We start from the raw sequence: 22,214 nt of genomic DNA on the forward strand, positions 1-22,214 counted from the left end.
TAGATTAAAATAAGAGCATTTTTATGAGGTAAAATGAAGAATTAATAATGAAAAATTAAGGGGAAAATTCTCTAGAATTTTTAAATAAAAATTATCTTCTACTAATGAATTTTAAGTTCTATGGAGGAAAACATCCTCAATTTTTCATTCTTCATTCTACCTTCTTTTTTAAGATTTTGCTTTGCAAAATCTGGTTTTAGCTAATTCCAATAATATATCTTTTGAGTTTAAATTAGGATTTTCTAAAACTCTATCTAAAATATAATTTAAAATATCACCAATTATTTTCCCAGGTTTTAATTCTAAATTAGATATTAAGTCTTCTCCAGTAATATCTAAATCTTTTATAGTTAGAGGCTCATTGTTTTCTAAAATCTGTTTAGCTAATTTTTCAGTATAACTTACTTTTTCTAAAAAGATCTTGGGATTATCTAGAGAATTTATATCTGCTCTTTGGAGCTTAAATAATAATGATATATTATTCTTACCAACATCATTCAATAGCTTTTTAACTTCATATTTAGTAGGCATTGTATTTGCGTTTAAAACCAAATGGTGTTCTATTAATTTAGAAACTATTTTTATAGTATTATTATCAAATCTTAATTTAGAAAGAATTTTTTTACTCATTCTAGATCCTTCTATACTATGTCCAGGGAAACCATAAAAACTTCCATCATTGAAAGGAGTTAGTGTATTTAGTTTTCCAACATCATGTAAAAGAGCAGATAATCTTAATAATAGGTTATTTTCAGTATTATTAATAACTCTTAGTGTATGAGTAAATACATTTCTATTATGATTAGTACATTTAGCTGAAAAATCAACTAGAGAATTTATCTCAGGAAGTATTAATTCCAATAATTTAGTATCTTTTAATAGTTTTAAGCCTCTTGAAGGATTAGGAGAAATCAGTATTTTACAAAGTTCATCTCTAATTCTTTCAAAGCTTATATTTTCAATTAGCTTATAATTATCCTTAATTGCATTATAAGTATTTTTCTCAATATTAAAGGTTAATTGGCAACTAAATCTTATAGCACGAAGCATCCTTAATGCATCTTCTTTAAATCTTTTATCAGGATCACCAACACATCTAATTGTCTTATTATTTATGTCATTAATTCCATTAAAGTAATCAATTAAGCCTTTATTTTCATTGTAAGCCAATGCATTTATAGTGAAATCCCTTCTTGATAAATCTTCTTTTATATCAGTAACAAAATTTACTGAAGAGGGGCGCCTATTATCTAAATAAGTTCCTTCAGTTCTAAAAGTAGTAACTTCATAAGGATTACTATTTATAAGAACAGTAATAGTTCCATGCTTTAAACCTGTAGGAATAGTTTTCTCGAATAGAGATATGGTTTCTTTTGGTTTTGCAGAAGTAGTTATATCATAATCTTTAGGTAATGTCCCTAAAATACTATCTCTAACGCAACCTCCTACCATATATGCTTCATAGTTATTTTTATAAAAATTACTAATAATATAATTAACGTCCTTTGGAATATTTATTTTCATTGTTATCCTACCTTTAAAATTTTATATATAAATAATACCATAAAATGAAATAATTAATAATAAATATAAAGGTTTTAATATGTTATACTTTTAATGCAAGCTTGTTTATAGAGGAGGTAGTTATGAAGAACAAAAAATACAGGGTATTAATAGTTTCTATCTTAGTAATTATAGTTATTCTCACTTTTAGTTTTTTCATATATAAGGCTAAAAAAGAAACAAAAGTAATTAATAAAATAGAAACTTTAATATTAAATGGAGATTATGAGGAAGCAATAAAATCCATTTATGAAAGTAAAGATAGTGAAGTATTAATTTTATATAAAAATATACTTGAAGAATTTTTGAAAGTAAAGGATGAAAGTAATATTGAGAAATCTAAAGAAAAGGTAAATAGTTTTAAAGAGAAATATAATAGTAATCTAAATAATGAAATTTTTAGTAAACTAAATGAAGATTTATTGGATATTGAGAAAAAAGTAAAATCTTATTATGATGAAATTGAGAAAGAAAAGGAAAAAATAAAAACAGCTATAAATGAAGATATAGATTCAGTAAAAGGATTAATAGATGTTTTTAAAGAAAAGTATCCTAATGAAGATATTTCAGATATAGAGAATATATATAATAATAGATTAGAAGAAAAAAGAACAGAGGAGGAAGCTAATTCTATAGATAAAGATAGTAGTGATGATAACACCGATAATGCCGCCAAATTAGGAATTGCAAATACTGTAGCTTCTAAATATTCCAGTCAGATAGTAACTGTAGTAAGCAAAGGTGGTTCTTATGGTGAATTAGTATTTTGGGAAAAAGATGACTCTGACAATTGGATTTTGGTGGACAAGGTATCAGCTAGATTAGGGCAGAATGGAATGAAGGTTGCTAGTAAAGTTTATGAAATGGATAAATGTACTCCTACAGGTATATATTCTTTAACAGAAGCTTTTGGTATAAATGATAATCCTGGCAGTGGAATTAGGTACAGGCAGTTGAATGGTACAGAATATTGGGTAGATGATGAAGGATCTGAGTTTTATAATACTATGCAGTTTGGAGAGCCTAATGGAAGATGGTTATCAGCAGAAAGGCTTATAGATTTCCAAGGGTATTATAATTATGCAATTGTTATAGATTATAATAGATGGCCAGTAGTTCCAGGAAAAAGTTCGGCTATATTTTTACACTGCGATACAGGTTCATATACATATGGATGTGTTGCCATACCGCAACAAAATTTAATTAATCTTCTTACAAGATTAGATCCAGAGAAAGATCCAGTTATAATTATGGATTTTTCATATGAAGATATTTATAATAATTATTAATATAAAGAAGGCCAGTGCATATATGTGCATTGGCCATTTTTGAAATTTATTAATTAAGTTAATTTATGATAATTTTAGTATAATTAGCAATATTATCATATAACCATTTAGCATCTTCTACTTCTAATCTTATACAACCATGTGATGATGGTTCACCTATAGTATAATCTACAATATTACTTTGACTTTCATCAAAAGGTAATGAATGAAATAAATAGTCACCCATAAATTGTACCCAATATTTAGCGCCTTGCTGGAATTCTTCTGAGTAAAACCATTCCCCCCTATTAGTAACTGAAAAAATACCTTTAGGAGTTTCTTCTCCATCTATTCCAGTGGAACTAGGAAATTCTTTAATAAGACTCCAATTGTTATTAGAACCTTCGTATACATAAGTCATTTGCTTATCTAGATTTAAATAAACAAGATAAGCTGTTTTACTAGCGATTGATAGACTATTTATATTATTAGGAGTTATTTCTTGAAGTATAGCATTTGATGTATACTCAGAATCCTCACCACTATATTCTTCTCTAAACATTGTTATAGAGTTTATTTTATTTTCTATTTCAGTTATATCTTCTTTTGCTAGAAGACTTGCATCATAATTAGATAAAATATTAATTGCCTTAGTGTAATATTTATTAGCAACTAATTCGTCTATACTTTCAAGTAAGTATTCTTTATAGTTTGCTTTATAGTCTTTAATATAACTTTGTGCTATTTCATAATCTTTAGAAGTAGAATCAGTAATTTTATTAAAATATTTCATGGCTGTATCATAATCATTAGAATTGAAAGCTGATATTCCGAGATTTAAAAAGCTATCTTCGTTATAATTAAATGTTTCATCATTATCAAGAGAAGATTTTGAATTATTAGTCGTGCTATCTTGATTATTGGTTGCAATATTTTTATGGCTTTCATCTAATGAAGTTATTAACTTATCTAGGGAAGAATTAAGAATATCATAATCTTTAATTTCATTTAAAATTTCTAAAGCTTTATTAGAATTAATCTCGCTATTGGATAATGCTATACAAACCTTGTTAACTACATCAGTAAAATAAGAAGTTAAATCATTATTAAGTTTATTTTTCTTAATAGTTAAAACTTTATTATTTAATATAGATTTTGCATCAGAAAAATTATAATTATTAAACTCATTATAAAAATTAGAAGTTAATAATTCATATTGTGAGTTTAAATAAATATTTGCAGTAAATCCTAATAATATTAATAAAACAAAAATAGAAAATAGCTTAAAAAAAGAAAATCTATTATGTTTTTTGGATTTATTACTATACATTTTTTGACCTCCTTAAAACTTATACTATAATGATTAACAAAAAAGATAAAATTTAATCTTAAAAAATTAACTTTTATATAAATTACCGTTTATTTATAAAAATATTTTTATATGTTAAAATATTAATTAAATAGAAAATTCTAAGGAGTTTAGATAATTATGAATGAAAAAATAAACTTTATTAATAAAGTAAGGTTAAGTACAACTAGTATAAGGAAATATAAAGATCTAATTAAGGAAAATATTTCTAAAACTATACTTTATTCTATATTATTGTCTCTAGTAGTAGGGGCTATATTAGGAGCTGTAAGTTTTACAGCAATAGGAACTGTAGAAAAAACCATGGAAAATGTAATATCATCAGACGAATTTAAATTTACATTAGATAATGGCGTACTAAATTTTGAAAATTCTCCCATTAAAAGAGAAGAAGGAAGAGCTATGGTCTATATAGATACTAATATATCTTTAGATGATGTAGAAAGTATAAGAAAGATTGTAGTTCATAAAGATTTATCATTTGCAATATTAAAGGATGGAATTTCTTATAGAATCAATGGAGAAGAATATAATTATAAATTTAGTGACTTCCCACTTATGAGTAAGATAAATAATGAAACCTTATTAAAATCTTTAAATTTAATTGGTATAACTAAATACATAGCATTTTTAGTGGCTATAATAATAACATATATTAAATTTATGTTAAATACACTTATATTATCAATAGTTGGAGTTATATTAAATAAAGTAAATTATTTAAAACTTAGTTATGGGGATATATTTAAAATTTGTGTTTATGCTACAACTCTGCCTACAATTCTAAGTTTAATATTACCAATAGGTTCATTTAGTATATTAATATCGGGAACTTACCTAATATTTGTTATAAAGCATTTGAAGAGAGAGAGTATAGTGTAAACAAAGGATCACAAATTCCTAGCAAGTATTTGCTAGGATATTTTTTTTGTAATTTATTTGCTATTAAATGGGAATCAAGAAAGAATATATGTATATAATTACAAGTAATTTACAAAATAAATAAATAGTAAAATGAAAATATAATAAAAAATAAAAAAAATGGAAAAAAATACAAAAGATGTTGTTGTAAAAAAGTGTATATGATAAACTAATGTTATGGGGTAGATAAATAAAAGCTGAAGCTGTTACGAAAGGAATTTTTATGATGATTATTAACGAATTTATGGAGAGGGAATTATTATCAAACAAAGATAAATTAAACGAATTTTTTTTTAAAAGTGGTAGGAATCTCACGAAAGATGATTTAGTAGGCATCATAACAGAGTTAATTAATAAGAATGCAGAGCAAGAAAATTTTTTACTTAATATTTCTCATGATTTAAGGAGTCATTTAAATGTTATTCTAAGTGTTATGCAAGTTATGGAATATGGATCTATGTTGATAAGCGATAAGAAAGCTAATGAATACATGAGAATAGTTAAAAGAAATAGTTTAAAGATGCTTAGACTAGTAAATAACTTAATAGATACTACAAAATTAGAAAACCATTACTATGTATTAAATAAAAAAAATATTGATATTATTTCTATGGTAGAAAGCACAATAAGTTGTATAGATAAATATGCAAAACAAAAAAATATTCAGCTTATTTTTGATACAAATGAGGAAGAATGTATAATGGGAGTAGACCCAGAAGTATTAGATAGAATAATTATGAACTTATTATCAAATGCAATAAAATTTTCATATAGTAATACAAATGTTTATATTGATATGTTTGTTCTCAATGATGAAATAAGGATTTCTGTTAAGGATGAAGGACCAGGAATATCTAAGGAATATCAAGAAAAGATATTTAATAGATTTTATCAAATGTCAAAAAAAAGAGAAAGTGATGCAGTAGGAAGTGGAATAGGGCTAGATTTAGTAAATTATTTAGTTCAATCTATGGATGGAGAAATATCATTGAAAAGCAATGAAGGAAATGGATGTGAATTTATAATAAATTTTCCTATAACAATTGTTGAAGAAAATGAGGATCATTGCTTGAATGATGAAGGAAGTAACAAGATTCAAATGTTAGAAGTAGAATTTGCCGACATATATAGTAATTAAAAACATTTTCTATTAAATATAAGTTGCTTGATTTATTTAAGTAGTTATGATAAGATAAATATTGTTAAAAATATAGTATGCGGTGGTAGCTCAGTTGGATAGAGTAGCTGGCTACGAACCAGTTGGTCGGGGGTTCGAATCCTCTCCGCCGTACCATGAAAGCCTTGTAAATGCTAAGTTTACAAGGCTTTTTCTTTTGAGAAAATGAGTAGTTTTTAACATTTTTCCCCTTATAGGTTTTTTGAAATAGAAAATATTGATTTTATTTAATATAAATTTCATTCGGAAAAACTCAATATAAAACTAGAATATAAAACTAAAACATCTAAAAAATGTTGATATTATCTTAAAAAGTCGTATAATATTCTATGGACTATAAAAAAACGTTCGACGGAAGGGGTTACTGAATGAATAATAATAGTTATGATGTCATTATAGTTGGGGCTGGACCAAGTGGTATCTTTACTGCATATGAGCTTTTAAAAATAAGTCCCCAAAAGAAAATTTTAATTATTGAAAAAGGAAAATCCGTTCATAAGAGATATTGCCCAATACCTAAATTAAATAAGTGTGTAAAGTGTAAACCGTATTGCAATATAACTACAGGATTTGCAGGAGCAGGTGCTTTTTCTGATGCTAAATTATCATTATATGATAAGGATTCAGAAGAAGTATTAGTTGGAGGTAATTTACCAGAGGTAATAGGACATAAAAAGACTAAAGATCTAATTGATTATTGTGACAAAATATATCTAGATTTTGGTGGAGAAAAGAATATAGCAGGAATTGAACATAAAGATGAAATAAAGAAAATTAAGGATAGGGCGAAGTCTGAAAATATAAACTTAGTGGATATTCCAATTAGGCATTTAGGTACTGAAAAGTCTAGAGAGTTGTATGGAAGAATTGAAGATTATTTGTTATCAAATGGTGTAGAAATAATATTTGGAATTATGGTCAAAGATTTAATAATTCGTAATGGAGAAGTAGAAGGTGTATCTACAGAAAGAGGAGACTATTTTGCAGAAAAGGTAGTAGTTTCAGTAGGAAGAAATGGAGCTGATTTCTTATCAGATTTATGTGATAGACATAATATTGAAAAAGAAGTTGGAGTTGTAGATATTGGAGTAAGATTTGAGATGAAATCTGAAGGTGATATTCAAAAGGTAAATGAACTTATGTATGAAGGTAAATTTATTTCTAATGTAGCACCTTTTAATGATAAGGTTAGAACTTTTTGTCAAAATCCTGATGGATTCGTTGCTGCAGAGGTTTATGATAATGGAGTTTCATTAGCTAATGGTCATGCTTATAAGGAAAAGAAAAGTATAAATACTAATTTTGCAATTTTATCATCTCATAGATTTACAGAACCATTTAATAAACCAATTGAATATGCAAATAAGATAGCAGAACTTACAAATTTATTATCTAATGGAGATGTAGTAGTTCAAAGATTTGGAGATATATTAAATGGAAAAAGAACTTGGCAAGAAGAACTTGATAATAACTCTGTTGAAGCAACTTTAAAAACAGCTATGCCAGGAGATATAACATTAGGAATTCCATATAGAACTATGACTAATATAATTAACTTTATATTAGAGATGGATAAGGTTGTTAAGGGATTTGCTAATCCAGATAACTTACTTTATGGACCAGAAATTAAGTTTTATTCAAACTCGGTAAAGCTTAATGAAAACTTAGAAACTAATATTAAAAATCTTTATGCAATTGGAGATGGGGCAGGTCTTACTAGAGGATTAATGATGGCTTCATGTTCAGGTGTATATTTAGCAAGAAATTTATATAAATAGAAATATATGAAGAGATTTATCTAGGTAGATCTCTTCTTTTTGCTATTAAAAAAATTATAGGGTAATAGATGATTGTAACAAAGAAGTATTTATAGTTATTAGGATAAATTAATAATTCTTTGGATAAATTAAAGATATATTATTTTTAAAGAGGAAAGAATTTATGAAAATAGATGTTTTAATTAATCAATTAGATAGTCATAATGAGGTCAATATACTTGCAACAAAAAGGTTTAATCCTGAGGAAGTAATATTTATATACAATGAAAATGATGAAGCTTTAATGAATTCATTAAAAAAATACTATGAGACATATTTACCTGAAAATAGTTTAAAAAAGATAGTTATGAAAGAAGGAGATTTAAAATCCTTAAGTAGAAGTATTAATGAAAATAAAAATAAAAATATAATAGTAAATTTAACAGGGGGAAGCAGAATAAATTCTCTAGAGTTATTAAATATATGCAAGGATAATTGTATAAAAGCGGTATATATAGATATCAAAAATAAAAAACTATATGAATTTGATAATAAAATAGAAGTAATTAATGAGGAATATGAAGATTTAGAGTTAGATAAATTATTAAAGGCTAGTGGTGGAGAAGTTATAAATGATTCTACAGAACTTTCAAATAAAAAGGATTTAGTTTTATTAACTAAGAAGATATATAAAAATCTAGCGATTTGGCATAAATACAAACAAAAATTATATGAGTCTAATATTTTTATTCATAATGCAGAGCGTCCTAAAGAGATTAAAATAAATTTGAGTTTGTTAGAAAATGAAGAAAAAGTATTATTAAATAAAATACTAAAAAGTCTAAAAGATATAAATGGAATAGAATATTTTAATGAGTCAAGTGAAGAAGTTAAAGTTTATTTTAAAAATGAATATTTAAAGTCTTTTATTTTTAAAAGTGGAACTTGGCTTGAAGTTGCAACAAATAATATTATTAATGAAATCAAAGAAATTGATGAAGTTAAAAGTGGAGTTATGTTTTTATGGAATGATAAAAGTAAGGTGGTTAGAAATGAAGTAGATGTAATTGCAGTGAAAGACTCTATTCCTATTTGTATTTCATGCAAGGATAGTGATAAATATAATGAGGATGCTTTAAATGAGTTAGATGTTTATAGTAAACAAATTGGAGGAAAAAATGCATATAAGATTTTAGTTGCTACGAAAGAGCCTATTAAATCAGCAGTTAAAGATAGGGCTAAAGAAATGGGTATAAATCTTATAATTTTTGATGGAAATGAGGAAAAATTCAAAAATCAAATAAAATCAATCATTATTAAGAAGTAAATAAGGATTTTCAAAATATGAAAATGTTTACTGAGAATACCAGGTATAATTGAATTATCAGAAAAATGAAAATAAATATCTGGGGGTTGAGCATATGGGAAAGAAACCTTTAAAAATTGTTACAATAGGTGGAGGATCAAGCTATACGCCTGAATTAGTAGAAGGATTAATTAAAAGATACGATGAAATGCCAGTAAGTGATTATTGGTTAGTAGACATTGAAGATGGAAAAGAAAAGTTAGAAATAGTTGGAGAATTAGCTAAAAGAATGGTTAAAAAAGCTGGAGTTCCAATGAATATTCATTTGACTTTAGATAGAAGAGAGGCATTAAAGGGAGCAGATTTTGTTACTACTCAATTAAGAGTTGGATTATTAAAAGCAAGATGTAAAGATGAAGGAATTCCTTTAAGTCATGGGTTTTTAGGACAAGAAACTAATGGAGCTGGAGGATTATTTAAAGCTTTAAGAACAGTCCCAGTAATATTAGATATAGCTAAGGATATGAAAGAATTATGTCCAGATGCATGGTTAATTAACTTTACAAATCCAGCGGGGATAGTAACTGAAGCATTATTAAGATATGGTGTTCATAAAAAAGTAGTGGGAGTATGCAATGTTCCAATAGGATTACAATATTCATTTGCAGATATATTAGAAGCAGATAAAGATAGAGTTACTGTAGATTTTGCTGGATTAAACCATATGGTTTATGCAGAAAGAGTTTATTTAGATGGAAATGACGTTACAACAGAACTTATTAATAGATTAACAGCACCTGATGCCAAGAGCCAAACAATGAGTAATATTAAAGATTTAGAGTGGGATATTGCTACAATTAGAGCTTTTGGAGTAATACCTTGCCCATATCATAGATACTACTATAAAACTAGAGATATGCTTAATTACGAATTAGAAGAATTCAAGAATGGCAGAACTAGAGCAGAAGTAGTAATGGAAGTTGAAAAGAAATTATTTGAAATGTATAAAGACGTTGATTTAAATGAAAAACCAGAAGAATTATCGAAGCGTGGAGGAGCTTACTATTCAGATGTTGCATGTAATGTAATTAATGGAATATATAATGATAGGAATACTATAATTGCTGTAAACACAAGAAATAATGGAACATTAAAGCAATTTGAAGATGATTCAGCAATTGAAGTAAGTTGTTATGTAGGCAAAAATGGTCCAGTTCCAGTAGAAACTATTAATGAATTACCTGTATTTGCTCAAGGACTAGTTGGACAAATTAAATCATTTGAAAGGCTAGCAGCAGAAGCGGCTTATACTGGAGATTATAACACTGCACTTTTAGCAATGGTTACAAATCCATTAATAGCAGATGATATAAGAGGAAGAAAATTATTAAATGAGATGCTAGTAGCTAATAAAGAATATTTACCACAATTTAAAGATGTTATAGAGAAAATTGAAAAAGTAGAAAGAGGAGAGTTTTAGGTAGATTAATAATTTATAATTAATATAATAACTTATTTATATAAGTTATTTAATAGAAAGAAAAAGAGGATTATTTTAAAATTAATCCTCTTTTTCAATGTTTTTAATTATTATTTATACAAGTAATAATCCAACTGAGTATATTGTAAAAATTAATAAATATATAAATATAATTAATAAAATAAAAGTATTAAATTAATAAAATTAATTATAATATGATAAAATTTAATATTTCGATTGACAAAAATTATAAATAGGAATAATATGTAATTAACAGGAGGGGATAATGGCATGTATAAAGTAATAACTTCTTGTCCAGTATGTAATAAAAAATTGAAAGCAACTAGGTTAAAATGTTCTTCATGTAAAACTATTATAGAAAACGAATTTGAATTTTCTAAGTTTGATTATTTAACTAAAGAGCAATTAAAATTCATTGAAGTATTTATTATGTGTAGAGGAAGTATTAAAGATGTGGAGAAGGAATTAGGAATTTCATACCCAACAGTAAGGGCAAAGCTAGATGAGGTTATTAATGCTTTAGGATATGGAGGTAATTCAAAGCAATTAAAAACATCAACAAGTGATGTTATCGAGGCATTAGAAAAAGGAGAGATATCTCCTCAAGAAGCAATTGAGAGAATGAGAGAATAATAATTAAATTTTGGAGGGAAAGAAAATGAGAGAGGATTTATTAAAGGTATTAACTATGTTATCAGAGGGAAAGTTAAACATTGGAAAAAGTGCAGACTTAATTGAGGCAATGTATGTAAAAGAAGAAAAGAATTTAGAGGTAATTAAGAATTATGATAAGAGAATGCTTAGGGTACTTGTAGATTCAGCAGATGGTGACAATGTAAAAATTAATTTACCAGTAGTTGTTATAACATCGATATTAAAAGCAACAGGAAAGTTACCTATTAAAAGTGCAGATATGGAAGGAATTGATTTTGAAATGTTAACCGAGTCAATTATTGCTGCATTAGATAATGAAATGATAGGAGATATTATAACTGTTGACTCAAGTAACGGTGACGTTGTTAGAATTATTATTGAATAGGTGAAAAAATGAAGATAGTTATTAAATCAGAAGGGAAAAACCTTAGATTTTATGTGCCTATGTTTGTTATAACTAGTGGTATAAGAATTTCAAAATATATTAGTAAGCATGTTGATTCAGATAAGGGTATGAATGAGGCAATAAAATATGTTGATTATATAGATACAAAGATTTTGTTGACTGCAGTAAAAGAATTAAAGAAATTCAAAGGGCTTACATTAGTAGAAGTAAAAGAAAGTAATGGGAATTATGTATTAATAAAAATTTAAATATAAAAAGGTAAGAATTTTCTAAATTAAACTTTGAAGTGAAATTATTAATTTTGCGATGACTTGGGAGGAATGTAGTGTAATAATAATTCATAATTCCGAGGAATTATGAATTATTACCTTTACTTCTTTTTTTAGTAATTGTTTTTATATAAATTTCCGTATCTTGCATATATATATTCAATAAGATATGCTAAATCATATCTATGATTTTGAACATATTCATTTGAATCATTTCTAGGTGGTAGATAAATTAAATAGTCGCTTCTCTTTAAGTATTCTGGATTCTGCATTTCAGTAATAACAATCACTTTAGCTGGGCTCTTTTTGATTTTATTCCAAAGTCTTTCATGGTAAAGGGGAAATTTACCTGTTGGAGAGATCAATATTGCTAAAGAATTTTTATCTAGTTCACTAGCTATTCTTTCCTGCTCCTGAACATCGTTAGCGTTATATATTATTTTTGATAAATTTACTAGCTTCCTTTGAAGATCCTGAGCCATTAATTGAGAATACTGAGTTCCAAATATACAAACATTATTGCTATTATGAATGAGCTCTACAACACTGTCAATTATTTTTAAATCAACAAAAGATTTAAAGTTTTCAATTTCATTTACAATTTCCAAAGACATATTATTTAAAATATCTTCCCTAGATAATTTATAAGTTATTGATTTTGGTTTCATAAGACCTTCGTTATAGCTATCTATATTAATTTTCATATTTTTTTTAAACTCTATAAAACTTGAATATCCAAGCTTATGACAGAACCTCGTTATAGCTGCTGGAGAAGTATAACAAAGGTCAGACAATTTATTAATAGACATATTAGGTATAATTTCAACATTTCTAAGCATAGTAATTGCAATATTATAGTTAATATCATTTTCCTTACTACTATTTAAAAATATTAAAAGTCTATAGATTAAATCCCCCATAAATATTCACCCCTATTTAGCTATTTTTACTCCTATACTTTCACCCATTAAAACAATAGTTTCAAATCCTAGGTTTGTTTGATTTATTATATCCTCATCAATTTTAACAGTATCTTTCTTTAATAATAATATAGTTGTTGATCCACCAAATTTAAAATAACCTTTTTCTTGACCTTTTATAACTTTAGTATTTGGAGAATAGCTTTGAATTATTGTTCCAACGCAAGTAGCACCAACTTCAATATGAATTATGTCTCCAAAATTTTCAGACTTAAAAATGCTCCATTCTCTTTTGTTTTGGCAATATAACTTTGGAATCCTTTCAAGAGCTATTGGGTTTACGGAATAATAATTACCTTTAATAAAGTGATTTTCTAAAGGAGTACCATTATCTATAAAATGAAATCTATGATAATCTGTTGGACAAAGTCTTAAAACTAGGCATACGCCACCTTCATATTCCTTAGCTATTTCATTGTCGCCAATTAATTCGGACAAGCTATAATGAATTCCCTTAACTTGGATTAATTTATCTATAGAAATATTTTCATAAGCAAATAATCTACCATCTCCAGGAGAAATTAATAAACGATTATCTTTAGGTATTGGTCTAGCATCTTCCTTTAACTCTCTGATAAAAAAGTCATTAAAATTATTAAAGTCATTCAAGGTATTTGAACTAATACCCATATCTATATCAAAATTTTTTATAAAGTTTGAGATTTTTTTCTTACTTAGTGAAGTATCGCAATAAGAGCCATAAAGTCTTGAAAATAGTTTTTTCTTTATAAGTAGTTCGGTAAAACTCTTGCCAGCAGGAGATTCATAAGACCACTTAATGTAGTTCTCGCCAGCAACCTTTTCTACTTCATATTTTTTTGTTTTTCTATTATATACTTGTATCATAAGTTACCTCATCGAAATATTTTTATATAGTATTATATTACCATAAAACAAAAATAAAAATTCTTCAATATATAAATTTACTTTACATATTATAAATTATAAAAGATAATATTTATTGAAAAAAAGTTTTGGAGGAGGATAAGTCGTTTTAGGATATTTTATAAAATTGATTACTTTGTTGCATACATATACTGGAATATCTAAGAAACATTTAAGACAGAGTAGATGTTTACTAAAGGCATAATAACTAAAGATAAATATATGAGTTAAAGTGAATTTACTTAATAATTAGCATTAAATGTGGAGTTTAAGCTTTAAGTAGAAATATAATATAAAGATTGACTTTATATAAGAAACATTAAAAACATTATCTTTTATTTTATAGATTAAAAGATAGTAATTATTTTAAATGTGGTGTACAATATAATTGTTAATATTATAACAATAAAAGTGGTTTCATTACATTAATTATAGGGGGAAATTTCAATGAAAAATATAACCATCAATGGAAATAAAATTCTAGTAAGTAATGAAGATAACTTAATTAAAGTAGCAAAGGAAAATGGAATAGATATTCCTGCTTTATGCTTTTTAGAGGATTGTGGCAGCGTTGGACAGTGTGGAATTTGTTTAGTAGAAATTGAGGGACAAGAAAATTTAGCTAAGGCTTGTTGTATTATTCCAGAGGATGGAATGGTTATTAATACTAATACTGAAAGAGTTCAAGAAGCTGTTAAAGAAAGAGTTTCAGCTTTATTAGATAAACATGAGTTTAAGTGTGGACCTTGTGAAAGAAGAGAAAATTGTGAGTTCCTAAAGCTGGTAATTAAAACTAGAGCTAGAGCTACTAAACCTTTTGTTGTTGCAGATAAATCAGAATATGTTGATGATAGAAGTAAATCAATTGTTATAGATAGAACAAAATGCGTAAGTTGTGGTAGATGTGTTGCAGCATGTAAAACTAAGACTGGAACAGAATCTATAAAGTTTATAGAAGTTAATGGCGAAAAAGTAATTGGACCTGAAAATTTAAAATGTTTTGATGATACTAACTGTTTATTATGTGGTCAATGTGTAGCAGCTTGTCCGGTAGATGCTTTATCAGAGAAGTCTCATATGGATAGAGTTAAAGATGCATTAGCAGATGAAGAAAAGCATGTTATTGTTGCTATGGCACCATCAGTAAGAACAGCGATGGGTGAATTATTTAAAATGGGATATGGGGTAGATGTAACCGGTAAAGTATATACTGCCTTAAGACAATTAGGATTTGATAAAATATTCGATATAAACTTTGGAGCAGATATGACTATAATGGAAGAGGCAACAGAGCTAGTGGAGAGAATTAAAACTGGTGGACCATTCCCAATGTTTACATCTTGTTGTCCAGCATGGGTAAGACAAGTAGAAAATTATTATCCAAACCTTTTAGGAAATTTATCAACTGCTAAGTCACCACAACAAATATTTGGAGCAGCTAGCAAAACTTATTATCCTACAACTTTAGATATAGATCCAAAGAATGTATTTACAGTAACTATAATGCCTTGTACTGCTAAGAAATATGAAGCAGACAGACCTGAAATGGAGAATGAAGGACTAAGAAATATAGATGCAGTAATAACTACAAGAGAATTAGCGAAGATGATTAAAGATGCAAAAATTGATTTTGCTAAACTTGAAGATAGTGAAGCAGATCCAGCAATGGGAGAATACACTGGAGCAGGTGCTATATTTGGAGCAACTGGCGGTGTTATGGAAGCAGCTTTAAGAAGTGCAAAGGACTTTGTTGAAGGAAAGGATTTAGAAAATATTGAGTATGAACAAGTAAGAGGACTTGCAGGAATTAAAGAAGCTACAGTAGAAATTGGTGGAGAAAATTATAATGTAGCAGTAATTAATGGAGCTTCAAGTTTATTTGATTTTATAAATAGTGGTAAAATTGATGAAAAACAATATCACTTTATTGAAGTAATGGCTTGCCCAGGTGGATGTGTAAATGGTGGTGGGCAACCTCATGTTAATGCTTTAGATAGATTAAATATGGATATTAGAAGTGTAAGAGCATCGGTACTATATAATCAAGATAAGCATTTAAAGAAGAGAAAATCTCATGAAAATGGTGCATTAAATAAGATGTATGATACTTATATGGGTAAACCAGGTCATGGAAAGGCTCACGAATTACTTCATATGAGTTACAAAAAAGAAAATTAAAGTTATAAAAAGTGTGAAAGATAATCTTTCACACTTTTTTAATATATTTTAAATTATATATCAATATTTATAAAATTTACATATAATTGAATAAGGTGTTTTGTAAAATTAGTTAAATTTTATATATTAAAAATTTTTCTAACATTAGTATGATATAATTTTTAAGGAATAAATAATGGGAGAGTGGAATTTAATGAAGTATTTAGCTTGTGATCTGGACGGAACTTTATTAAAGGAAGATCATACTATTAGTAAAGAAAATTTAGAAGCTATAGTAAGATTTAAAGAAGCCGGAAATAAATTTATAATATCAACAGGAAGAAATTTAGATTCAATTTATGACTTATTTAAGGATTATCCAGAGATAGAATATGATTATATAGTAGCTTGTAATGGAGCTATAGTATTAGATAAAAATAAGAAGGTTATTTCAAGTAATTATATAAATAGCAATATAGCAGAAGGAGTTTTCAATGACTTTATAGATGAAAAAGATATTTGTATACATTTTGAGGCGGATGGACAACATTATCTTGTTGAATCTAAAGGAATAGAATGTACAAGCTCCTCATCAAAGGATATAAATGAGATTTTATTTGCCTTTAGAGATAGAATTTCAATAGAAGACTTATTTTCTGAGAAAAGAAAGTATTCATTTATAAGTGTTTTTTCAACTAATAAAGATATAGAAGTAGCAGAAAAGGCAAAAGATTTGTTAATTGAAAATTATGGACATGGTTTAGAGGCTTTTAGAAATCAATATTTTGTAGACATAGCGCCTAAGGATTGCTCGAAGGGAAATGGATTAAGAAAAATATTAGAGTTAGATAATATTCATGTAGATGACCTTTATGCTATAGGAGATTCATTTAATGATGTGTCAATGTTTAATTTAACTAAAAATAGCTTCACTTTTCATAATGTAGAAGAAGAGCTTAAGACTATTGCAAATAAATATGTTTCAAGTGTTGGGGAATGTATAAAAAGCATCATGGAATAATATTGACAATAATAGTATACTATTATAGAATTTTATAAAATGAAGATATTTGAATAAGTATATCGCCGGATATATTTATTTGTATGGGAAGCATTAGAGATTTATACCGTTAGGCCTTGGGTATAAACTATCTAGTGCTTTTTTAGTTCATTAGTAAAATAAAGATATTTTAAACTTAGGGGGATTTATATGGTAGTAAATATAAAAAATAATATTCTAAAAGACTTTGCAAAATATGTATCATTAAATGTAATCAGTATGATTGGAATGTCCTTTTATATACTTGCAGATACATTTTTTATAGCTAATGGTGTAGGAAGTGTTGGGTTAACTGGATTGAACTTAGTTTTACCATTATGGAGTTTAGTTAGTGGTATTGGATTAATGATTGGAATGGGAGCAGGTATTAGATATTCTATACAAATAGGTAAGAATAATGAAAGAGGTGCAAATAGAGTATTTACTCATGCTATAGTAATGGGAGTAAGTGTTGGTATTATTATAACTATTATAGGCTTATTCTTTTCTTATGATATAGTAAAGCTATTAGGGGCAGATGAAGTTGTAGCTCCATTGGCAGGAGAGTACTTAAAAACACTTTTATCTTTTTCTTGTATATTTATTTTAAATAATATAATAACAGCCTTTGTTAGGAATGATAATGAACCTAATTTGGCAATGATTGCTATGATTTTAGGAAGTCTTAGTAATATAGTACTTGATTATGTATTTATTTTTCCATTTAAGCTTGGAATGTTTGGAGCAGCCCTTGCAACAGGAACTACACCGATTTTAAGTTTAATTATATTATCAACTCACTTTATTAGAAAGAAAAACAACTTTAAACTTACTAAATGTAAATTTAATTTATCTTATGCAAAGGGGATAATTTCATTAGGAATACCATCATTTATTACTGAGTTTTCTTCTGGGATAATAATATTATTATTTAATTTTACTATTTTAAGAATATCAAATAATACTGGAGTTGCAGCTTATGGAATAATAGCAAACTTAGCGTTAATAGTAGTCTCTATATTTACTGGAATAGCTCAAGGAATTCAACCTATTATAAGTAAAAACCATGGAAAAGGTGAGGCTAAAAATATTAGAGCGATATTTAAGTATGGATTAATAACTTCCATTGTATTAGGGATTGGATGTTATTTCATTGGATTTAGATTTTCAGATGAAATAGTAAATTTATTTAATAGTGAAGGGGATATGATATTACAATCTATGGCTGTAGATGGGGTTAAAATATACTTCATAGCATTTATTATTATGGGATTGAATATTGTAACTACATCATTTTTTGCATCAATTAATAAGGCAAAAGAATCATTTATTATATCTATATCAAGGGGACTTGTTGTGATTATTCCATTAATAATATTATTACCTAACTTTCTTGGAATGACAGGAGTTTGGCTTACTATTCCTTTAGCCGAAGTTATTACTTTATTAATTAGTAGTACATTATATTTAAAATATAGAAAAGAAATAAGCACATAGAATTAAATCATAGAAAGGAATATCATTTTCTGCTGGTCATATTGAAGGCTCTAAAAGTATAGTAGAATCAAAAATAAGAGAAATAAAGTATCTATAATCAATAATAATATCAGAAGGAGGATGTTTAAATTAACAGCCTCCTTCTGATTATGCTATTCCGTCTAAAGTAATATTTTTTAATACTCACTCATTATTTTCAATAGCAAGATTAATAGTATAAAAGTTAGCAGCTAATGGAACTTTTATACTTAATAGCATTAATAATTATTCCATTATCATATGATGTATAATCTATACAATCTATCATTAACAGTTCACCATTTAGCTTAAGATTTCCAAAGGTATCAGCTAACCCCGTCTTCTTTAGACTAAGAAGAGAAGAATTAACTACAACTTTATTGATATATTTTAATATATTTCTAAAGATAAATAAATATACTATATGTAATAAAATGGATATAGTGTATAATTAATAAAAAGTAGTGATAGGAGATGAATGGATGAAGAAGGAAATAATAACATGGCCTAGGGTAATATTATTTTGTATAACGATTTGGGGATTGCTGCACATTACTCCCCACAATGCATTAAGAACACGATTATTTCTTGAAGGGCATCCTAAGTTAGCATTTACTACAAGTATAGAAGAAATTAAATTAGGATCAGAAAGTGAAAGAGTAAAATTTTATATTTTTAGCCCTAAACCAAAGGATAGAGTGACAGGAAATTCTAAATTAGCATACAAGACAACTAGGATAGGAATTTTTTATATAGTTACATATCATGGAGGAGGCTAATATTTGTTTAGTAAAGGAAGGGATTTAATGAAATCAAGCAAGATTAAATATTTCATTGTCGGAGGCACTATTTTTTGTTCATTAATATCAATAAATGTTTTATTAAAATCAAATGATAACGATAAGAAGAGTAACATTATTATTAATTACAATAGAAATAGCATTACTAATGAAAAAAGTGAAATTAGGATAATCCCTGAAAATAAAAATACAGGAGCAGACTTTATACCAGTTCCAGATATAAACAAACCTATAACTTTAGATGCTTTATAGAGAGATACACTTTTAAGTATCTCTTTTTTATGTATAGAAAAGTATATAGAAGTAAAGGTGTATAATTATGTTAATATGAAATATTTGGGAGATTTAGAGATGAATATAGAGTTTATAGAAATTGATAGAAGTAATTATAATGAATGTATAGAATTGAAAGTTAGTGAAAATCAAAAAAAGGTTTATAGCCTCAAATATGTATTCTTTAGTACAATCAGCTTATGAACCTAATTTATATCCATTAGGAATTTATAAAGATAATAAGATGGTGGGATTCATCCTGTATGATTTTGATGATGAACTTAATGGATGGTCAATGAGCAGGTTTATGATAGACGAGAAATATCAAAATCAAGGAATAGGGAAAATAGCAGTACAGAAATTTTTAGAATTCTTTGTAGATAAATATGGGCATCAGAAGCTTTATACAAGTGCTGAGGTTGATAATATTATTGCAATTAATTTATATGAAAAAAGTGGTTTTGAAAAGCAGGAAGTATTTGAATATGAATTTTCAGGAGTAAAATATAGAGAGTTTAGAATGGTTGCCGAGTTATAAATCTTATTATAATTAAAAATAAAAAAGTCAGCATTGCTGACTTTTTTCTATTTGCTTGTTTTTCCTGAGAATTCTAAGTATTCATCGTATGTCATAGTTCTGTCTACTATTGAACCATCTTCTTTAATATCTATTATTCTGTTAGCAATAGTTTGAATAAATTGATGGTCGTGTGAAGCAAATAAAACTACGCTCTTATAATCTTTTAATCCATTATTAACAGCAGTAATAGATTCAAGATCTAAGTGGTTAGTAGGTTGATCTAAAATTAATACATTAGCATTTGTAAGCATCATTCTAGATAACATACATCTAACCTTTTCTCCTCCTGATAATACACTAGCTTTTTTTAATGCTTCTTCTCCTGAGAATAACATTCTTCCAAGGAATCCTCTTAAGTAAGATTCTGATTGTTCTTCAACAGTCTTTCCAGCATATTGTCTAAGCCAATCAACTAAGCTTAAATCACAACCTTCGAAGAATTCAGTATTATCTTTAGGGAAGTAAGAATTAGTTATAGTTATTCCCCACTTGTATTCTCCACTATCTGGTTCCATTTCACCGTTTATTATTTTAAATAAAGTTGTTATAGCAATTTCATTGTCTCCAACGAATGCAATCTTATCATCTTTATTAACTCTAAAGCTAACATTATCTAAAACTTTAACACCATCAATAGTCTTAGTTAAACCTTCAACAGTTAAAATTTCATTACCAACTTCTCTTTCAGGCTTAAATCCAACGAAAGGATATCTTCTGCTTGATGGTTGGATATCATCTAAAGTAATCTTATCTAATAACTTCTTACGAGAAGTTGCTTGCTTAGATTTAGAAGCATTAGCACTAAATCTTGCGATAAAGTCTTGTAATTCCTTAATTTTTTCTTCTTTCTTCTTGTTTTGATCCTTAGCCATTTGAAGAGCTAATTGGCTTGATTCATACCAGAAGTCATAGTTACCAACGTATAATTTGATTTTTCCAAAGTCAACGTCAGCCATTACAGTACATACTGTGTTTAAGAAGTGTCTATCGTGGGATACAACTATTACAGTTCCTTCAAATCTTAAAAGGAAGTCTTCTAACCAGTTAATTGATTGTATATCTAAGTGGTTAGTAGGCTCATCTAGAATTAATATTCCAGGATTTCCGAATAAAGCTTGTGCTAAAAGAACTTTAACTTTTTCAGAACCAGTTAATTCAGACATCTTCTTATAATGCATATCAGTTCCGATACCTAAGCCTTGAAGTAAAGAAGATGCATCTGATTCAGCTTCCCAACCGTTCATATCAGCAAATTCACCTTCTAATTCAGAAGCTCTTATACCATCTTCATCAGAAAAGTCTGGCTTTGCATATAAAGCATCCTTTTCTTCCATTATTTCATATAATCTTTTATTACCCATAATTACTGTTTGTAAAACTTCATACTCATCATAAGCAAAGTGATCTTGTTTTAAAACAGACATTCTTGTATTAGGGGCTATGCTTACATCACCTGTATTTGGTTCTATTTCACCAGATAATATTTTTAGGAAAGTACTTTTACCAGCTCCGTTAGCACCTATAACACCATAACAGTTACCAGGAGTAAACTTTATATTTACGTCTTCGAATAGCTTACGGCCACCGAATCTTAAACTTACGTTTGATACAGTTATCACTAAAAACCTACCTCATTTCTAAAATTATTCATTTCGTTATTATATCATAAAGTCAACATAATTTCATTGAAAGTAAAATAATATTTAGAAAATTTAATGGAAACTAAGTAAATTATTTATTTTTAAGATCTTTTTAGTTTGACATTTAAAATTTCAAGTGGTAATATTTATTAAA

General features: G+C 27.1%; 21 protein-coding genes and 1 tRNA gene. 17 read left to right on the top strand and 5 right to left on the bottom strand.

The features are described 5' to 3' along the window. Nucleotides 1-168 precede the first annotated feature (168 nt). The gene (locus ACQPUY_RS11660; protein WP_430841404.1) at nt 169-1,524 is read right to left on the bottom strand and encodes a CCA tRNA nucleotidyltransferase; all 1,356 of its coding nucleotides are present in this window, start codon (nt 1,522-1,524) and stop codon (nt 169-171) included. 122 nt (nt 1,525-1,646) lie between these two features. Here ACQPUY_RS11660 and ACQPUY_RS11665 point away from each other — a divergent pair, with 122 nt between their 5' ends. Next, the gene (locus tag ACQPUY_RS11665; protein ID WP_430841405.1) at nt 1,647-2,852 is read left to right on the top strand and encodes a L,D-transpeptidase family protein; all 1,206 of its coding nucleotides are present in this window, start codon (nt 1,647-1,649) and stop codon (nt 2,850-2,852) included. Between the two features lie 58 nt (nt 2,853-2,910). Here ACQPUY_RS11665 and ACQPUY_RS11670 read toward each other — a convergent pair whose 3' ends face one another. Continuing rightward, nucleotides 2,911-4,161, bottom strand: a complete 1,251-nt coding sequence (locus tag ACQPUY_RS11670) for a L,D-transpeptidase (protein WP_430841406.1) — start codon at nt 4,159-4,161, stop codon at nt 2,911-2,913. A gap of 159 nt (nt 4,162-4,320) precedes the next feature. Here ACQPUY_RS11670 and ACQPUY_RS11675 point away from each other — a divergent pair, with 159 nt between their 5' ends. From ACQPUY_RS11675 to ACQPUY_RS11715, 9 genes are all read left to right on the top strand, one after another. Continuing rightward, nucleotides 4,321-5,082, top strand: a complete 762-nt coding sequence (locus ACQPUY_RS11675) for a DUF1189 family protein (protein ID WP_430841407.1) — start codon at nt 4,321-4,323, stop codon at nt 5,080-5,082. A 262-nt stretch (nt 5,083-5,344) separates the two neighbouring features. Next, entirely contained in the window at nt 5,345-6,259 is a 915-nt protein-coding gene (locus ACQPUY_RS11680) for a sensor histidine kinase (RefSeq protein ID WP_430841408.1), read from the top strand. A 79-nt stretch (nt 6,260-6,338) separates the two neighbouring features. Beyond that, nucleotides 6,339-6,415: transfer RNA gene (locus ACQPUY_RS11685), tRNA-Arg, on the top strand. A 251-nt stretch (nt 6,416-6,666) separates the two neighbouring features. Continuing rightward, a complete protein-coding gene (locus ACQPUY_RS11690; RefSeq protein ID WP_430841409.1) occupies nt 6,667-8,076 on the top strand; it encodes an NAD(P)/FAD-dependent oxidoreductase in 1,410 nt (469 codons plus the stop codon). A gap of 163 nt (nt 8,077-8,239) precedes the next feature. Beyond that, nucleotides 8,240-9,382: a Card1-like endonuclease domain-containing protein gene (locus ACQPUY_RS11695; protein WP_430841410.1), complete on the top strand. Its 1,143-nt coding sequence runs from the start codon at nt 8,240-8,242 to the stop codon at nt 9,380-9,382. Between the two features lie 94 nt (nt 9,383-9,476). Next, the gene (locus ACQPUY_RS11700; protein ID WP_430841411.1) at nt 9,477-10,841 is read left to right on the top strand and encodes a 6-phospho-beta-glucosidase; all 1,365 of its coding nucleotides are present in this window, start codon (nt 9,477-9,479) and stop codon (nt 10,839-10,841) included. Nucleotides 10,842-11,132: 291 nt separating this feature from the next. Then, nucleotides 11,133-11,495: a DUF2089 domain-containing protein gene (locus ACQPUY_RS11705; RefSeq protein WP_430841412.1), complete on the top strand. Its 363-nt coding sequence runs from the start codon at nt 11,133-11,135 to the stop codon at nt 11,493-11,495. A gap of 25 nt (nt 11,496-11,520) precedes the next feature. Further along, complete coding sequence (locus ACQPUY_RS11710; protein WP_430841413.1) at nt 11,521-11,901, top strand: SHOCT-like domain-containing protein; 381 nt, start codon at nt 11,521-11,523, stop codon at nt 11,899-11,901. Between the two features lie 8 nt (nt 11,902-11,909). Then, nucleotides 11,910-12,170 (top strand): hypothetical protein, encoded by a 261-nt coding sequence (locus tag ACQPUY_RS11715; RefSeq protein WP_430841414.1) that lies wholly within the window; start codon nt 11,910-11,912, stop codon nt 12,168-12,170. Nucleotides 12,171-12,304: 134 nt separating this feature from the next. Here the strand turns inward: ACQPUY_RS11715 and ACQPUY_RS11720 are convergent, their stop codons facing one another. Continuing rightward, complete coding sequence (locus ACQPUY_RS11720) at nt 12,305-13,111, bottom strand: MurR/RpiR family transcriptional regulator (RefSeq protein WP_430841415.1); 807 nt, start codon at nt 13,109-13,111, stop codon at nt 12,305-12,307. 12 nt (nt 13,112-13,123) lie between these two features. After that, nucleotides 13,124-14,017: a phosphatidylserine decarboxylase gene (locus ACQPUY_RS11725; protein WP_430841416.1), complete on the bottom strand. Its 894-nt coding sequence runs from the start codon at nt 14,015-14,017 to the stop codon at nt 13,124-13,126. Nucleotides 14,018-14,503: 486 nt separating this feature from the next. Between ACQPUY_RS11725 and ACQPUY_RS11730 the strand changes: the two genes are divergently transcribed. The 7 genes from ACQPUY_RS11730 to ACQPUY_RS11760 all read left to right on the top strand — a co-directional run bounded on the left by ACQPUY_RS11730 (nt 14,504) and on the right by ACQPUY_RS11760 (nt 20,378). Continuing rightward, nucleotides 14,504-16,234, top strand: a complete 1,731-nt coding sequence (locus tag ACQPUY_RS11730) for a ferredoxin hydrogenase (protein WP_430841417.1) — start codon at nt 14,504-14,506, stop codon at nt 16,232-16,234. 193 nt (nt 16,235-16,427) lie between these two features. After that, nucleotides 16,428-17,234 carry a Cof-type HAD-IIB family hydrolase gene (locus ACQPUY_RS11735; RefSeq protein ID WP_430841418.1) on the top strand — a complete coding sequence of 269 codons (807 nt, stop codon included), beginning with the start codon at nt 16,428-16,430 and terminating at the stop codon, nt 17,232-17,234. A gap of 189 nt (nt 17,235-17,423) precedes the next feature. Continuing rightward, a complete protein-coding gene (locus ACQPUY_RS11740; RefSeq protein ID WP_430841419.1) occupies nt 17,424-18,749 on the top strand; it encodes an MATE family efflux transporter in 1,326 nt (441 codons plus the stop codon). Between the two features lie 500 nt (nt 18,750-19,249). Next, nucleotides 19,250-19,546 carry a hypothetical protein gene (locus ACQPUY_RS11745; protein ID WP_430841420.1) on the top strand — a complete coding sequence of 99 codons (297 nt, stop codon included), beginning with the start codon at nt 19,250-19,252 and terminating at the stop codon, nt 19,544-19,546. A gap of 3 nt (nt 19,547-19,549) precedes the next feature. Next, nucleotides 19,550-19,819 (top strand): hypothetical protein, encoded by a 270-nt coding sequence (locus tag ACQPUY_RS11750; protein WP_430841421.1) that lies wholly within the window; start codon nt 19,550-19,552, stop codon nt 19,817-19,819. Nucleotides 19,820-19,894: 75 nt separating this feature from the next. Beyond that, a complete protein-coding gene (locus ACQPUY_RS11755; protein ID WP_430841422.1) occupies nt 19,895-20,044 on the top strand; it encodes a hypothetical protein in 150 nt (49 codons plus the stop codon). Then, nucleotides 20,016-20,378, top strand: a complete 363-nt coding sequence (locus ACQPUY_RS11760) for a GNAT family N-acetyltransferase (RefSeq protein WP_430841423.1) — start codon at nt 20,016-20,018, stop codon at nt 20,376-20,378. The genes ACQPUY_RS11755 and ACQPUY_RS11760 overlap by 29 nt, the downstream gene beginning before the upstream one ends. Before the next feature lie 47 nt (nt 20,379-20,425). Here ACQPUY_RS11760 and ACQPUY_RS11765 read toward each other — a convergent pair whose 3' ends face one another. Beyond that, a complete protein-coding gene (locus ACQPUY_RS11765) occupies nt 20,426-22,039 on the bottom strand; it encodes an ABC-F family ATP-binding cassette domain-containing protein (RefSeq protein ID WP_430841424.1) in 1,614 nt (537 codons plus the stop codon). Between the last annotated feature and the right edge of the window lie 175 nt (nt 22,040-22,214).

Origin of the sequence: Clostridium nigeriense, assembly GCF_050585245.1 — a bacterium.
In the GTDB taxonomy this organism is placed as follows: Bacteria; Bacillota; Clostridia; order Clostridiales; family Clostridiaceae; genus Clostridium; species Clostridium nigeriense_A.